Consider the following 15,817-nt stretch of genomic DNA (forward strand, 5'->3'; position numbering starts at 1 on the left):
CGCGGCGCCGCCGACCCGGCCGGTGCGCCAGTTCGTCCTCAAGGTTCACGAGCTCTGCAACCTGGCCTGCGATCACTGCTACGTCTACGAGCACGCCGACCAGACCTGGCGGGACCGGCCGGCGATCATGTCGGCGGCGGTGGCGCAGCGTACGGCGGCGCGGATCGCCGAGCACGCGGCACGGCACCGGCTGCCGGCGGTCGGTGTGGTCCTGCACGGCGGGGAGCCGCTGCTGCTGGGCCGGGAGCGGCTGCGGGAGATGCTGACGGAGCTGCGCTCGACGGTGGGTGCGGTGACCGCCCTCGATCTGCGGATGCAGACCAACGGCATCCGCCTCGACGAGCCGATGGCGGAGCTGCTGCTGGAGTTCGGGGTGCGGGCCGGGGTCTCGCTGGACGGCGACCGGGCGGCCAACGACCGGCACCGCCTCTATCGCAACGGGGCGAGCAGTCACGAGCGCACGCTGCGCGGGCTGGCGCTGTTGCGGTCGCCGCGGTTCCGGGACGCGTACGCCGGGATCCTGTGCACCGTCGACGTGCGCAACGATCCGATCGCCGTGTACGAGGCGCTGCTGGCCCAGGAGCCGCCCCGGATCGACCTGCTGCTGCCGCACGCGACCTGGGACCAGCCTCCGCCGTTCTCCTCGGCGGGCGGTACCCCGTACGCCGGATGGCTCTTGAAGGTCTATCGCCGTTGGCTGTCCGACGGGCGCCCGGTGCCGATCCGGCTGTTCGACGCGCTGCACGCCACGGCCGACGGCCGGGACAGCGGCGTCGAGTCGGTCGGCGCCGACCGCGGTGAGCTGGCGGTGGTGGAGACCGACGGGTCGTGGGAGCAGCCGGACTCGATGAAGACGGCGTTCCACGGGGCGGCGGCGACCGGTCTGACGGTGTTCTCGGCCTCCGCCGACGAGCTGGTCGCCACGCCGGTGATGCGCCGGCGGCAGAGCGGCCTGGCCGGCCTCTCCCCCACCTGCCGCGCCTGCCCGGTGGTGGCCCGGTGCGGCGGTGGGCTGTTCGCACACCGGTTCCGCACCGGCTCCGGCTTCGACAACCCGTCCGTCTACTGCTCCGATCTGAAGGGACTCATCACCGCGATGGCGACGCCCGGCCCGTCCGAACTGCCCCGGTCCGTCTTCGACGAGCTGGCCTCGGGCGGCGGCGGCGCGGACGCCGTCGCGCACCTCACCGCCACCCAGGAGGCGATCACCAGGTCCCTGCTGGTCGCGGCGGCGGATCGGCTGCCGGAGGCCACGTGGTCACTGCTGGGCGAGATCGACGAGCAGGACCCGGCGGCGGTACGACGGGTGCTCGCTCACCCGTTCGTGCGGGCGTGGGCGGTCCGTCTCCTGGGTGGGCACGACGGCCCGGAGCGGTTCGCCGACGTGGTGGCGGCGGCCGCCGTGGTCGCCGGCGTCGACGCCCGGATCACGGTGACGCCCCGTGACGGCCGGGTCCACCTGCCGACGATCGGCGTCGTGACCGTGCCGCCCGGCGTGACGGAGCTGGTGATCGGCGCGGGCGAGCCGGCCGGCCTGACGCCGACCCCCTCGGTGACGGCCGGTGACCTGACCGTGCGGCTGGAGGACGCCGACCCGTACCGGGACTGTCACGACTGGCCGGCCACCGGCACGCTGACCGCGGCCGAGCGGCTGGCCTGGGCGGGGGGGCTGCGGGCGGCCTGGCCGTCGGTGCTGCGCGACGCCCCGGACCAGGCGTACGGGCTGGCCGCCGGGCTCACCACGATCACCCCGCTGGCCGCGGACCCGGTAACCTTGCGCAGCGCCACGTCCCGGCAGGCGTACGGCGCGCTCGGCATCGCCCTCACCCCGGACCCGGCCGCGCTGGCCGTGATGCTCGTGCACGAGTTCCAGCACACCAAGCTCGGCGCGGTCCTCGACCTGATCGATCTGGTCGACCCGGGCTCCGACGTGCGGGTGACGGTCGGCTGGCGGCCCGACCCGCGCCCGGCCGAGCAGGCGCTGCAGGGCGTCTACGCGCACCTGACGGTCGCCGACATGTGGCGCCGCCGGGCCGGGCGCGGTGAGCCCGGCGCGGAGGGGCACCACCTGATGTACCGGACGTGGACCACCGACGCGATCGGTCACCTGTCCGCCTCGGGCGCGTTGACCACGGCGGGCCGGCGGTTCGTGGACGGGCTGGCCGCCACGATCGGGGAGTGGCCGGGGTGAGCCCGGACCGGGCGGGCCTGGCGGCCGACCTGCGGGCGCTGGGCCTGCCGGCCGGCGACCTGGTCGTGCACGTCTCGCTGCGCCGGCTCGGTCCGCCGGCCGGCGGACCGCAGGCTCTGCTCGACGCGTTGCGCGAGGTCATCGGCCCGGACGCGACGATCGTGGTGCCCACGCACACCGCGAACAACTCGACGACCAGCCCGGTGTTCCGGGAGGCGATCCGGGGCATGGACCCGCCCGCGCTGGCCCGGTACCTCGACGCCATGCCGGGCTTCTCGCCGCAGATGCCGTCGTACGGGATGGGCGCGTTCGCCGAGCACGTGCGGGCCGCACCGGGCGCGGTCCGCAGTGGACATCCGCAGACCTCGTTCGCGGCGACCGGGCCGCGGGCGGCCGATCTCATGGCGGTGCACGATCTGGACTGTCATCTGGGCGAGCGGTCGCCGGTGGGCGCGCTCTACCGGGCCGGGGCGTACGAGCTGATGATCGGCTGCGGGTGGGAGCGGTGCACCGGGCTGCATCTGGCGGAGAGCCGGGTTCCGCAGCCGCGGCACAAGACGTACACCTGTTTCGTCGAGCGGGACGGCAAGCGGGTCACCGAGCACTTCCTCGGCATCGACCACGACGACCGGGACTTCGCCGAGCTGGGCGCGGCCTTCGACCGGACCGGCGGGGCACGGCGCGGGCGGATCGGGCGGACCACCGCGCTGCTGACCCCACTGCGCGGGGCGGTCGACTTTGCGGTGCGATGGTTGACTGACAACCGTAGATGGAAGGAGGGCGGCACGTGACCGACCCCGTCGCGGACGATCCGAGCGCCCCGGTGTTCTTCCTCAGCTATTCCCGTCCGGACCGGTCCCGGCCGGTGGGGCCGCCCCGTGAGCCCAACCGCAACGTCATCCGGCTCTTCGACGACCTGAGCGAGCTGGTCAACGAGCTGATCGGCTCACCGGTCGGCGGCGAGCCCGGCTATCTGGACCTGGGCCGCGGCGGCGGCGAGCTGTGGCAGAAGACGGTGCTGCAGGCGGCCGGCACCTGTCAGGTGATGGTGTGCCTGGTGTCGTACCCGTACCTGTTCCACAGCACGTGGTGCCCGCGCGAGTGGGACGTGTTCTCCCGCCGCCGGGTGATTCCGCGCGGCGCGCCCGGCCTGGGCGAGGAGAGCGCGATCGTGCCGGTGCTGTGGACGCCGTTCGAGCAGCCGCTGCCCGGGCCGGTGGCCACGGTGAACCTGTTCACCCCGACCGGACTGCCCGATGAGGACTGGACCGCCCGCTACCTCGCCGACGGTCTGCTGGGTGTGGCCCGGACCGGGCAGGCCGCCATCTACGACGCGATCGTCTGGAAGCTGGCGCTGCACATCCAGCGCATCCACGGCCGGTACCGGGTGGAGCCGGGCATCCCGGACGGTGTCGAGGGCCTGCGTACGAGCTTCACGGAGGGCACGTCATGAACCCGTCCGTCACCGACCGCTGCCGCTTCTTCCTCTCCTACGCCAAGTCCGCGCCGGGGACCTCGCCCGGTCACCGGGACACCGACATCTGGGTCCGCAACTGCTTCGACGACCTGTCCGCGGCGGTGGCCCGGCTGGTGGGGGCCGACCCGGTGACGGTCGGGTTCGTCGACGACCTGCTCGCCCCGGGCGCCACGTCGAAGGCGACGATCGCCGAGCGGCTGGGCCGGGCCGAGGTGTTCGTGCCGCTCTACTCCCCCGGCTACTTCCTCAAGTCGTGGCCGATCCGGGAGCGGGCGGTCTTCCTGGACCGGCTCGGGCGGGCCTTCCCGGGCGAGCCGGAGACCGCCCGGGCACGGGTGATCCCGGTGCTGTGGCTGCCGGTCACCGATCCCGGCCAGGAGGCGGAGGCGAGCGCGGCGCTGCCGCTGGGGGCCGGCATCCCGGAGTACGCGGAGAACGGCCTGCGTGCGCTGGGGCGGCTCACCGCGTACCGCCACCTCTACGACCGGATCATCGACCGGCTGGCGCAGCGGATCGTCGAGGTGACCAAGCGGCGGCTGCCACCGGGCCGGACCGTGCCGTTCGACGAGGTCGCCGTGCCGGACCTGCCGTCGGGGGAGACCCCGTTCGTGGTGGCGGTCAGCACCGGCCGCGGCGCCGCACCGACCTGGCAACCGTATCTGGGGACGCCGGACGTGCCGGTCGCCGAGTTCGCCGCGACCCGCGCCGAGCAACAGGGCCTCGCCGTGCGGATCGTCGACCGGCCGGGCGATCTGAAGATCCTGGACGGCTCCCCCGCGATGATCCTCATCGACCCGTGGCAGCCGGGCGGCGCCGCCGCGCTGGAGGTGTTCCGCGGCCACCTGCACCGCTGGGTCACGCCGGTGCTGGTGGCCGACCGCGGCGATCCGCGATACCCGGGCGACGGCGCGCGGCTCGTCGCCGCGGCCGAGGCACGGCTCGCCGATCTCGGCGCGGCCCGTGTGTACCGCGCGCTCGATGTGGAACAGTTGGCGCAGCTGATGCCGTCGGTGGTGAGCGAGGCCCGGCGCCACTTCATCCGGCGGGCGGCCGTCCAGCTGCCGGAGGGTCCCGCCCGGCCACGATTCGGCATCAACGACCCATCGCAACGACGCGTCTTCGGGAAGAGCGACGATGAGTGAGCAGCGGCTCGGCAAAGTGGTGACGTTCTACTCGTTCAAGGGTGGCACCGGGCGGACCATGGCGCTGGCCAATGTGGCCTGGATCCTCGCGGCCAACGGCAAACGGGTGCTGGTCACCGACTGGGACCTGGAGTCGCCCGGTCTGCACCGGTTCTTCGGCCCGTTCGTGCGGGCCGAGGCGGTGGAGGCGGCCAGCGGCGTGATCGACATGGTCCGGGCGTACGAGTGGGAGGCCGCCAAGAAGCCGCTCGACCCGGACTGGCGCCGCAAGCTGGCCCGGGTGCACGAGCACGCGTTCTCCGTCGACTGGGACCGGTTCCCCGAGGGCGGTCACCTGGACTTCCTGTCGGCGGGCCGGCAGAACCCGAAGTACTCGGCCAGCCTCACCGGGATGAACTGGGACGACTTCTACGAGAAGCTGGGCGGCGGCCTGTTCCTGGACGCGCTGCGCCAGGACATGCGGGCCAACTACGACTACACGCTGATCGACAGCCGGACCGGGCTCAGCGACGTGGCCGCCATCTGCACCGTCCAGCTGCCGGACGTGCTGGTCAACTGCTTCACTCTCAGCGAGCAGGGCATCGTCGGCGCGTCCCAGGTGGCCGTCGAGGTCGCGCAGAACACGTTGCAGCGCGACATCCGCGTGCTGCCGGTGCCGATGCGGGTGGACCCGGCGGAGAAGAACAAGGCCGACGCCGGGCGCGCCTTCGCGATGCAGCGGTTCCCCGGACTGCCGGCCGGCATGACCCCGCCCGAGCGCGGCCGCTACTGGAACGCGGTCGAGGTGCCGTACCGGCCGTACTACGCCTACGAGGAGATCCTCGCGACGTTCGGCGACCCGCCCGGTCAGACCACGTCACTGCTGGCGGCGTACGAGAGGCTCACCGCGCACATCACCGACGGCGAGGTGACGGCGATGCCGGTCGTCGACGAGGCGCTGCGGCTGCGCACCGCGAACCGTTTCGTCCGGCAGGCGCCGCTCACCGAGGAGGAGGTGACGCTGGAGTACGCGCCGGAGGACCTGGCCTGGGCCGAGTGGATCGGTGGCCTGCTGGCCGCCGCCGGCCTGCGGGTCCACGACGACGGCGGGCGTCCCGCCGCCGACTCCGGTGGCCGCCGGCTGACCCTGGTGTCACACGCGAGCGCCACCGCCCCGAACGACGTGGTGCCCCGCAACCGGGTGGGCACCCGGCCGTCGCTGGCCGTCTACGTCGACGACCTGTCGCCGCTGCCCGCCTACCCGCTGGCCGCGTCGGCGTTCATCAGCGGCAAGCCGGTGGAGCTGGCGATGGAGCGGGTGCTGCGGCTGGTCGGCCGCAGCGCCGCCGACGTGGATCCACAGGCGATCGGCGTCCGCTTCCCGGGCCGCCCGCCGGTGGTGTTCAACCCGCTGGTCCGCAACGCCCGGTTCACCGGCCGCGAGGGCGACCTGCGGGAGCTGCGGGCCCGGCTGCGCGGCGGCCGTCCGGTCGTGGTGTCCGGCACGGCGCCGCCCAAGCTGCAGGTGGCGCTGCAGGGCATGGGCGGCATCGGCAAGACCCAGGTGGCGCTGGAGTACGCCCACCGGTTCAAGAACGCCTACGACATCGTGTGGTGGGTCGACGCCGAGCAGACCAAGTTCATCGACATCGCCCTGTCCGACCTGGGGCGGGCGCTCGGTCTGCCGGTGCCGCAGTCCAGCGTCATCGAGGCGGCCCGCTTCGTGATCAGCACCCTAGAACAGGGCGCCCCGCACCCGCGCTGGCTGATCATCTTCGACAACGCCGAGGAGGTCGAGGAGGTCCTGCCGTTCCTGCCACAGGGCCCCGGCCACGTGCTGATCACCTCCCGCAACAAGGAGTGGGGTGAGCGGGCGCAGCCGATGACGATCGACGTCTTCCAGCGTCACGAGAGTGTCGCCCATCTCCGGCAGCGGGTCGCGACCATCCGTACCGATCAGGCCGAGCGGATCGCGGTGGCGCTCGGTGACCTGCCGATCGCGGTGGCGGCCACCGGCGCGTGGCTGGCCGAGACCGGCGAGCAGGTCGGCGAATATCTGCGCCGCGTCGAGCGGGAGGGCCCGGACCGCACCGTCGACCAGGTGTGGAACCTGTCTCTCGAACTGCTGCAGCAGCGGTCACCGGCGGCGTACCGGCTGTTGCAGCTCTGCTCGCTGCTGGCCCCGGAGATCTCCCTCGACCTGGTGATGAGCGACGAGCTGGCCGAGGTGCTGAGCCGCTACGACACGGAGGTGTCGGTCCGGCTCTACCGGCATTCGCTGGTGCAGCACATCAACCGGCTGGCGCTGCTCAAACTCGACCGGGCGCGCAGCCAGATCCAGGTGCACCGGCTCCTGCAGCACGTGGTCCGCAACCGGATGACCCCGCAGGAGCTGAAGGTCGCCCGGCACGAGATCCACCTGGTGCTGGCCGGGCTGCGCCCGCGCGACGAGATCGACGACTCCCGGTCGTGGCCGCGGTTCCGGATGCTCTGGCCGCACCTGGAGATGTCGGACGCCGCCGAGTGCGACGACGAGCAGGTCCGCCAGCTGATGATCGACCGGGTGCGGTACCTCTGGTACAACGGCGCCCTGCCCGAGGGCCGCCAGCTCGGCGAGCAGATCGACCGCCGGTGGAACGAGATGCTCCTCGACCAGGTCGACGAGGCCGGCCGGTCGTCGCTGCGGCGGCAGATCCTCAACCTGCGGTTCAACGTGGCCAACATCCTGCGCGAGCTGGCCCAGTTCGAGGAGGCCCGCGCCATGGACGAGCGGGTCCTCGCCGAGCAGTCGGCCCTGCTCGGCCCCACCCATCCGCACACCCTGATGACCGCCGGCGGGCTGGGCGGCGACCTGCGGGCGCTGGGCCGTTACGGCGAGGCGCAGGAGCGCGACGAGAAGACGTACGCCGCCTGGATGGACTACTTCGGCGAGGACTCCTCACGCACCCTGTCCGCGCTGAACAACCTGGCCACCACGCAGCGGCTGGCCGGTGACTTCCGGGCGGCCCGGGCCCGCGACGAGGAGCTCTACGAGCGGAACAAGACGATCAACGGCGAGGATCATCCGCGTACGCTCGGCACCGGCACCAACCTCGGCCGGGACCTGCGCGAGGCCGGCGAGTACCAGAGCTCCACCGATCTGCTCGAGGAGATCGCCCGCCGCCACGAGCGCGTGTTCGGGCCGACCTCGCACCGCACGCTCATCGCCAAGGCCAACTGGGCGGTGTCGCTGGGCGCGCTCGGCCGGCAGCGACTGGCCGCACCCCTGCTCGAGGAGGCGTACGAGCAGCTCAACGAGGTGGTCGGCCCGAGCCACCCGGACACCCTGGCGTGCCGTCTGAGCCGGGCGGTGAGTCTGCTGGCCGGCGGCGAGGTGAGCAGTGCCATCAGCGAGTTGCAGGAGGTGCGCCTGGCGTACGGGGCGAGCCTGGGCCTGCGCCACCCGCACACGCTGGTCTGCCTGAACAACCTGGCCGCCGCGCACCGGGCCAAGGGCGAGCTGAGCCAGGGTCTGACGTTCGCCCGTGACGCGGCCCGGGAGCTGCGGGAGGTGCTGGGGCACCGGCATCCGTACACATTGGCGGCGGAGTTGAACCTGGCGGTGCTGCACGCCGAGACCGGTGAGGTCCCGGCCGCGCTGCGCATCATCGAGCCGACCATGCAGCGACATCGCGAGGTGCTCGGCCCGGACCATCCGGACGCGCTGCGCTGCGCGGCGAACCGGGCGCTCATGCGCCGGGCCGCCGGCGACCCGGCCCCCGACGACGCCGACATCGCCGACCGGCTGGAGCACGCGCTCGGCGAGACGCACCCGGCGGTCCTGGCCCTGGAGGAGGGCCGCTATCTGCACCGGATGCTCGACCCGCACCCGTTCTGATGGCCTGGCTGGAGCCGCGACGATACGCGGCGGAATTCGAGGCGGAGACGGCCCGGCTCGCCGACGCGGTGCGCCGGCGGCCCCCCACGGCCGTGGTGCCGACGTGCCCCGACTGGACGATCCGTGACCTGGTCGCCCACGTCGGCACCGGCCACCGGTACGCCACCGGTGTCATCGAGCGGGCCGCCACCGAGCCGGTGCCGTACCGCCTCCAGCCCGCGCCGGAGGATCCCGGCGACTGGCCCGGTTGGCTGGCCGCGGGCGCCCGGCGGCTCATCGGCTCGGTCGAGGCGCATGGTTTCGACGGCCCGGTGTGGACGTTCGTGCCGGCCCACCGGACGGCCGGTTTCTGGCTGCGCCGGATGCTGCACGACGAGATCATCCACCGGTTCGACACCGACCCCACCGGTGATCTGGGCCCCGACCTGGCCGCCGACGGCATCGCCGATCTGCTGGTCGTCCTCACGACCGCGGCCGGCCCGGCCGGCATCGACCCGCGGATGCGGGAGCTCACCGGCGCCGGCGACACGCTGCTGCTCCGCGCAGGCGACACCGACGGCCGCTGGCTCGTGACGCTGCACCCCGGCGGAATGGCCTGGCAGCCGGGCGGAGCCGCGGCCGACGTCGTCTACGAGGCTCCGATCCTGGACCTGCTGCTGGTCCTCAACCGGCGCCGCCTGCCCACCGACGGCCGCGTCCACGGCGACCGGACGCTGCTCGACCGCTGGCTCGACCTGATCCGCTTCTGACCTCAGGTGACCGGGCCGACGATCCTCACGGCGGTGGGGCTCAGGCGGTGGGGCTGACCAGGCCGGTGCGGTAGGCCAGGACGACGGCCTGGACCCGGTCGCGGAGGTTGAGCTTGGCCAGGATCCGGGCGACATGGGTCTTCACGGTCGCCTCCGACAGGTGCAGGTGGGCGGCGAGCTCGGCGTTGCTCAGTCCCTCGGCGAGCAGCCGCAGCACCTCCCGCTCGCGTGGGGTGAGCGTGTCGAGGTCGCGATGCGGGACCGGGGCGGGGTCGCGCCGGGCGAACCGCTCGACCAGGCGGCGGGTGATGGCCGGGGCGAGCAGCGCATCCCCGGCACGGACCATCCGCACCGCGGCGACCAGGTGCTCGGGGGTGACGTCCTTGAGCAGGAAGCCGCTGGCCCCCGCGGTGAGCGCGGCGTAGACGTAGTGGTCGAGGTCGAAGGTGGTCAGCATCAGCACCCGAGGGTCGCCGTCGCTGTCGGCGACGATGCGGCGGGTCGCCTCGATGCCGTCGAGGTCGGGCATCCGGACGTCCATCAGCACCACGTCGGGCCGGGTACGCCGGACCGCGTCGACGGCCTCGAGCCCGTTGACCGCCTCGGCGACCACGTCGAGGCGGTCGGCCGACAGGATCATCCGGAAACCGGCACGCACCAGCGCCTGGTCGTCGGCGATCACCACACGCAGGGTCATCCGCCCTCCCACGGTATCCGGGCGTCGACCCGGTAGCCGCCGGACACCCGCGGCCCGGCGCGCAGTGTTCCACCGTAGACGGCCAGCCGCTCGCGCAGCCCGATGAGCCCGTGGCCGCCGCCGGTGGTGGCCTGGGTGCCGGCCGGGCCGCCGGTGTCGGTGACCTCGACCCGCAGGTGGTCGTCACCGAACTCGACGAGCACCAGCGCGGTGGCGCCGGCCGCGTGTTTGACGGTGTTGGTCAGGGCCTCCTGCACCACCCGGTAGGCGGCCAGCTCGATGCCGGCGGGCACCGCCCGTGGCCGGCCGGAGCGGGTCAGGGTGACCGGCACCCCGCTGCCGGACAGCCGATCGACCAGGGCGTCGAGCCGGTCCAGGCCGGGTTGCGGGGCCAGATCGGCGGCGGCGGCCGGGTCCGGCCCGTCGCTGTCCATGGTGAGCAGCCCCATGACGTGCCGCAGCTCGGTCATCGCGGCCCGGCCACCGGCCTCGATGGCCAGCAGCGCCTCGCGGCTCCGGTCGGGCGCGGTGTCGAGCACCTTACGGGCGGCGCCGGCCTGGATGACCATCATGCTCACGTTGTGGGTGACCACGTCGTGCAGCTCCCGGGCGATGCGGGCCCGTTCGTGGTCGGCGGCCCGGCGCAGCTCCGCCATCCGTTCGCGTTCCAGGGCCACCATGCGCTCCCGGCCCTCGTCGGCCTGGGTCCGCCATCGGCGCAGCCCGTCGGCGGCGATCGCGATGGTGGTCAGCAGGAGCAGCGGGACGAAGGAGGGCGGAACGGCCGGCGGCTCGTCCTGGAGGTTGCCGTAGACGACGATCGCGACCGGCAGGCTGGCCAGCGCGGCCAGACGGTACGGGCTGTGCACGGCCGCGGAGTAGGCGGCGACCACACACGCGTAGAACGACAGGCGCAGCGCGTTCTCGTCGGCGGCCAGCAACGGCGCCGTGCCCAGCACCACCCACAGCACCGACAGCGGGTAGCGACGGCGCAGCACCAGTGGGGCCACCACGAGCAGCATCAGCGGCCAGCCGGTCTCGTCGCGCTCGGACGGGCGGAACAGCTCCTCCGCCAGGCGGGGATCGGCCGGGATCCGGTCGGCCGAGATGTGGGCGGCGTCGGCGGAGGACGCGGCCAGGGCCATGGCGAGAGCCACGAGCACGTCGAAGACCCAGCCGCGCCACGTCAGCGGCGGCAGGGTGCCGGAACGGCGCAGCAGCCGGCCCACATCTGTCACCGGCCCAGTATCACCGTCGTCGCCGCCCGGCGAATCCCTCCCCGGTTTACATCGAAAGGATGACGCCGCGGCCAAAGATGCCTCCTCGGGCCGACGCGTGCCCGGTGCCGGCGAACCTAGCGTTCGAGCCCTCACCGAGGCATTCCCGAGGAGGACTCCATGATCGAGCTGCATGACGTGACCCGCCGGTACGGCGACGGGCCGCCGGCGTTGCGGGGCGTGTCGCTGACGATCGCCGCCGGTGAGTCGGTCGCGATCCTCGGCCCGTCCGGGAGCGGCAAGTCGACGCTGCTCAACCTGATCGCCGGCCTGGACGCACCGAGCTCCGGGGCGGTCACCGTCGACGGGACGCGGGTGGACACGCTGAGCGAGGCCGGTTCCGCCCGGTACCGGCGGGCCACGATCGGCATGGTGTTCCAGTTCTTCAACCTGCTGGACGATCTGACCGTGGCCGACAACGTGATGCTGCCGGCACAGCTGGCCGGGATGTCACGGGGCGCCGCACAGCTCCGGGCGGCCGAGTTACTCGGCACGCTGGGGGTGGACCGGCACGCGACGGCCTATCCGGGGCGGCTGTCCGGCGGGGAGCGGCAGCGGGTCGCGGTGGCGCGGGCGCTGATGAACCGGCCCGCGCTACTGCTGGCCGACGAGCCGACCGGTGCGCTGGACTCGACGTCCGGCCGGGACGTGCAGCAGCTGCTCAAGGACCTGCACGCCGACGGGCAGACGATCGTGCTGGTCACTCACGACATGACGCTGGCGGCGGCGTGCGCCACCCGGACCGTGCGGCTGGACGACGGCCGGGTCGCCGCCGACACCCTGGCCGGGACCCGGTGAGCGCGCTGGGCCGGGTGGTCCGCTCCGGTGTGGGGCGGCGCCGGGTGCAGACCGTCGTGATCGGATTGGTGGCGCTGATCGCGGTGACCTCGTCGGTGCTCGGCGGCACGCTGCTGGTCGCCTCCACCCGCCCGTTCGATCGGGCGTTCGGCCAGCAGCACGGCGCGCACCTGATCGCCGGGTTCGACGCCGCGAAGGTGACGGCCGAACAGGTGGCGGCGTCGGCGGCCGCGAGCGGGGTGGCGGAGACGGCCGGCCCGTTCCGCACCGCGACGATCGACCCGGTCGACGACGGCCGGGAGCCGTTCGGGGCGCTGGTCGTGGCCGGCCGGGCGCAGCCGTCCGGCGGCGTCGACACGGTGACCCTGATCCGCGGCCGGTGGGCCACGAAGCCGGGCGAGATCGTGCTGTTCGACGACGGCCGGCTCGCCGGGCGGTCGCGGTCCGTCGGGCGGGTGCTGACGCTGGAGAGCCTGCCCGGTGGGCCCACCCTGACGATCGTCGGGCACGCCCGGTCGATCAGCGGGTCGGCCGGCGGCTGGGTGGCGCCCGAGCAGATCACCGCCCTGGAGCCGGACGGCTATCAGATGCTGTACCGGCTGTCGGCGGCCGGCACCGACGGGCAGGTCGAGGCGGGCCGGGCCGCGGTGGCCGCGACGGTGCCGGCCGGTGCGCTGATCGCATCCCGGTCGTGGCTGGCCGTCCGGCAGGAGGCGGCCGGTGAGGCGGCCCTGTTCGTGCCGTTCCTGATGGCGTTCGGGGTGATCGGGCTGGCGATGGCCGTGCTGATCGTCGGCAACGTGATCGCCGGGGCGGTCAGCACCGGCACCCGCCGCATCGGCATCCTGAAGGCGCTCGGCTTCTCGCCCGGCCAGGTGGTGCGGGCCTATCTGGCGCAGGCGCTGATTCCGGCCGCCGTGGGGGCGTTGCTCGGCGTGCTCACGGGCAACGCTCTCGCGATCCCGGTGCTGTCGCAGACCAACGACCTGTACGGCACCAGCGACGCCGGAGTCGAACCGTGGGTCGACGTCGCCGTGCTCGCCGGGATCCTCGGGCTGGTCGCGGTGACGGCGCTGGTGGCGGCATCGCGGGCCGGTCGGCTGCGTACCGTCGACGCGCTGGCCGTGGGCCGTACCCCGTCGGCCGGGCGCGGGCGGTGGGCGGCCCGGCTGACCGCGCGGCTGCCGCTGCCACGCCCGGTGACGCTGGGGCTGGCCCATCCGTTCGCCCGGCCGGTCCGGTCGGTGACGATCATCGTGGCGATCGCGTTCGGCACGGCCGCGGTGATCTTCTCGATCGGGCTGGCCGCCTCGCTGAACCGGATCCAGGACGCGGAGTCCCTCGCCGACGTGATGGTGGAGGCGGGTCAGCGCGAGGGCCCTCAGCCGGGCCGGCGGCCCGCCGACCAACCTCCGGCCCCGTCGGTGCGGCAGCCCGCCGGGACGGCGCCGGACCCCGATGCGGTGCTGCGCGCCATCGCCGCCCAGCCCGGCACCCGCGGCTGGTGCGGCACCGTCCGCGCCCCGGTGAGCACGACCGCGCTCACCGGCAAGCTGGAGGCGCTGGCCACCACGGGCGACAGCTGCGCGGAGTCGTACCGCATGGTGAACGGCGCCTGGTACGGCGGGCCGGGCGAGATCGTGGTGGCCACGCCGTTCCTCACCCATACCGGCACGCGGGTCGGTGACACCGTGACGCTGACCTCGGGCGGCTCCCCGGTCACGGTCCGGATCACCGGGGAGGTGTTCAACACCGAGAACGACGGCCTGGAGATCCTCACACCGATCGAGACGTTCGCCGACCCGCGACTGAAGCCGCTGGAGTTCCGGGTGTACGTCACGCCCGGCACCGCCGTGCAGCAGTACAGCGACGAGCTGGACATCGCGCTGGGCCCGCTGGGCGCGTTCGTCGGCAGGAGCGAACGGGGCACCCCGGAGGCCGTCCTGATCATCAACGGGCTGACCGCGCTGCTGTCGCTGCTGCTCGTGGCGGTGGCCGCGCTGGGTGTGCTCAACACGGTGGTGCTGGAGACCCGCGAGCGGGTGCACGATCTGGGCGTGCACAAGGCGCTCGGGATGGCGCCGCGGCAGACGATCGCCATGGTGATCGCGTCGGTGGTGGTCACCGGGCTGGCCGGCGGGGTGATCGGCGCGCCGGCCGGGATGCTGCTGCAGCGTCACGTCGTGGCCGAGATGGGCTGGTCGGCCGGTTTCCGGCTGCCCGCGGAGATGCTCGACACCTATCACCCGGGCCAGCTCGTGCTGCTCGGCGCCGGCGGTCTGGTGATCGCGGTCCTCGGCGCGCTGCTGCCGGCCGGTTGGGCGGCACGCACGCGGACGGCCACCGCCCTACGCACCGAATAACGGCGCCGAGACAACGGGCACCGAACGACGGACGCCGAGACGACGGGCACCGAGACGACCGGGGCCAGACGACGGGCGCCGAATGGCGGGCACCGAGGCGACGGCCGCCTAACAGCGGCGCCGGACAGCGGGTCAGTGCCGGGCGGCCGCCAGCGACCGCCCGGCGGCCAGCCAGTGCAGCACCTCGGGGAGCACCTCGACCGCGCCGAAGTGGGCGGTCGAGGCCTGGATCCGGACCTCCGCGTGCGGGATCTGCTCGGCCAGCCAGCGGGCGTGGCTGACCGGGGAGAAGTTGTCGTCGGCACCGTGCCACAGCAGCACCGGGCCGGTGATGTCGGCCAGCCGGAAGCCCCACGCCGACCGGAACGCGGCGACGTCGTCGATCCAGCCGTACGGCCCCTGGGCGAACGCCTCCACATAGGTCTCGGTGAGCAGCCGCCGGATCGCGAGGTCGTCGACCACCTGACGGTCCGCCGGGGTCATCTGGCGGCGCAGGTTGTCGACCATGAAGTCGGGGTCGCGACGGGCCCGGTCGGCCATCAGCCGTAGCCGTTCCACGTGTTTGGGCCAGTCGCTGTCGGCCGTCTCATACTCCCGGACGTTGCCGTCGGTCATGCCGCTGAGCCAGTCGAGGCCCTCGGCGTCGGAGGGGGCGAGGCCGACCAGCACGGCGGCGCGGCTCACCCGGCGGGGCAGCAGGGCGGCGGCGGCGAGCGCGTGCGGGCCGCCGCCGGAGCGCCCGACCACGGCGAACCGGTCGAGGCCGAGGTCGTCGGCGATGGCCTCGATGTCCTGGGCGGCGTCGGCCACGGCCCGTTTGGGGTGGCGGGTGGAGCCGCCGTAACCGGGGCGGTCGTAGCTGATCAGCTGGATGCCGAGCCGGTAGAGGACGCTGCCTCGGGGGCGCGGGCCGATGCGGCTGCCCGGCGAGCCGTGCAACAGGAAGATCGGGGAGCCGGCCGGATGCCCGGCGATGTCGTAGGTGACGACGCGGCCGTCCCGGGTCTCGATCTGATGTCGGCTCACCCGGTCCTGGGACACGCGCACTCCCTGTCCATCGATCGATGCCGCGGCGAGCGACAATGCCAGCGTATTTCATTGACGGTCGTCACCGGTACGGTCGTGAGGACGAGGTCTGCCCACCTGTCCCGGCCCGATTCTGACACGGCGTGGATTTCCCGCGAGTGAAATCGCCGCGTGCCACCGGGTGGTACGTGCCGGGTCGCCCGGTCGGTTCGACGTACGGTACGGGTTCTCCGCCGGAGAG

11 protein-coding genes are annotated in these 15,817 nt (G+C 73.5%); 8 read left to right on the forward strand and 3 right to left on the reverse strand.

What is annotated here, in order from left to right; all coding sequences use genetic code 11:
- Window positions 1-22 precede the first annotated feature (22 nt).
- From ACQPZW_RS28695 to ACQPZW_RS28720, 6 genes are read left to right on the forward strand one after another with little or no spacing between them, the layout of a single operon-like run.
- On the forward strand, window positions 23-2,191 hold the full coding sequence (locus ACQPZW_RS28695; protein ID WP_433789137.1) for an FxsB family cyclophane-forming radical SAM/SPASM peptide maturase: 2,169 nt from the start codon (window positions 23-25) through the stop codon (window positions 2,189-2,191).
- Entirely contained in the window at window positions 2,179-2,982 is an 804-nt protein-coding gene (locus ACQPZW_RS28700; protein ID WP_433789138.1) for an aminoglycoside N(3)-acetyltransferase, read from the forward strand. The genes ACQPZW_RS28695 and ACQPZW_RS28700 overlap by 13 nt, the downstream gene beginning before the upstream one ends.
- Window positions 2,979-3,644 (forward strand): TIR-like protein FxsC, encoded by a 666-nt coding sequence (locus ACQPZW_RS28705; protein WP_433789139.1) that lies wholly within the window; start codon window positions 2,979-2,981, stop codon window positions 3,642-3,644. The genes ACQPZW_RS28700 and ACQPZW_RS28705 overlap by 4 nt, the downstream gene beginning before the upstream one ends.
- Window positions 3,641-4,810, forward strand: coding sequence for a TIR-like protein FxsC (locus ACQPZW_RS28710; RefSeq protein ID WP_433789140.1), 1,170 nt, complete (start codon window positions 3,641-3,643; stop codon window positions 4,808-4,810). Before ACQPZW_RS28705 ends, ACQPZW_RS28710 begins: the two co-directional genes overlap by 4 nt.
- Window positions 4,803-8,666: an FxSxx-COOH system tetratricopeptide repeat protein gene (gene fxsT, locus ACQPZW_RS28715; RefSeq protein WP_433789141.1), complete on the forward strand. Its 3,864-nt coding sequence runs from the start codon at window positions 4,803-4,805 to the stop codon at window positions 8,664-8,666. The genes ACQPZW_RS28710 and fxsT overlap by 8 nt, the downstream gene beginning before the upstream one ends.
- Window positions 8,666-9,415: a maleylpyruvate isomerase family mycothiol-dependent enzyme gene (locus ACQPZW_RS28720; RefSeq protein ID WP_433789142.1), complete on the forward strand. Its 750-nt coding sequence runs from the start codon at window positions 8,666-8,668 to the stop codon at window positions 9,413-9,415. The genes fxsT and ACQPZW_RS28720 overlap by 1 nt, the downstream gene beginning before the upstream one ends.
- Window positions 9,416-9,455: 40 nt before the next feature.
- Here ACQPZW_RS28720 and ACQPZW_RS28725 read toward each other — a convergent pair whose 3' ends face one another.
- Together ACQPZW_RS28725 and ACQPZW_RS28730 are read right to left on the reverse strand one after the other, a co-directional pair.
- Window positions 9,456-10,112, reverse strand: a complete 657-nt coding sequence (locus ACQPZW_RS28725; protein ID WP_433789143.1) for a response regulator — start codon at window positions 10,110-10,112, stop codon at window positions 9,456-9,458.
- A complete protein-coding gene (locus ACQPZW_RS28730) occupies window positions 10,109-11,350 on the reverse strand; it encodes a sensor histidine kinase (RefSeq protein ID WP_433789144.1) in 1,242 nt (413 codons plus the stop codon). The genes ACQPZW_RS28725 and ACQPZW_RS28730 overlap by 4 nt, the downstream gene beginning before the upstream one ends.
- A gap of 159 nt (window positions 11,351-11,509) precedes the next feature.
- On the opposite strand from ACQPZW_RS28730, the gene ACQPZW_RS28735 reads away from it, so the two are divergent.
- Both ACQPZW_RS28735 and ACQPZW_RS28740 read left to right on the forward strand, forming a co-directional pair.
- Complete coding sequence (locus ACQPZW_RS28735; RefSeq protein ID WP_433789145.1) at window positions 11,510-12,187, forward strand: ABC transporter ATP-binding protein; 678 nt, start codon at window positions 11,510-11,512, stop codon at window positions 12,185-12,187.
- The gene (locus tag ACQPZW_RS28740; protein WP_433789146.1) at window positions 12,184-14,550 is read left to right on the forward strand and encodes an ABC transporter permease; all 2,367 of its coding nucleotides are present in this window, start codon (window positions 12,184-12,186) and stop codon (window positions 14,548-14,550) included. Before ACQPZW_RS28735 ends, ACQPZW_RS28740 begins: the two co-directional genes overlap by 4 nt.
- 132 nt (window positions 14,551-14,682) lie before the next feature.
- Here ACQPZW_RS28740 and ACQPZW_RS28745 read toward each other — a convergent pair whose 3' ends face one another.
- Window positions 14,683-15,591 carry an alpha/beta fold hydrolase gene (locus tag ACQPZW_RS28745; RefSeq protein ID WP_433789147.1) on the reverse strand — a complete coding sequence of 303 codons (909 nt, stop codon included), beginning with the start codon at window positions 15,589-15,591 and terminating at the stop codon, window positions 14,683-14,685.
- Window positions 15,592-15,817 lie beyond the last annotated feature (226 nt).

This window comes from Actinoplanes sp. CA-252034 (assembly GCF_050956125.1).
Lineage (GTDB): Bacteria > Actinomycetota > Actinomycetes > Mycobacteriales > Micromonosporaceae > Actinoplanes.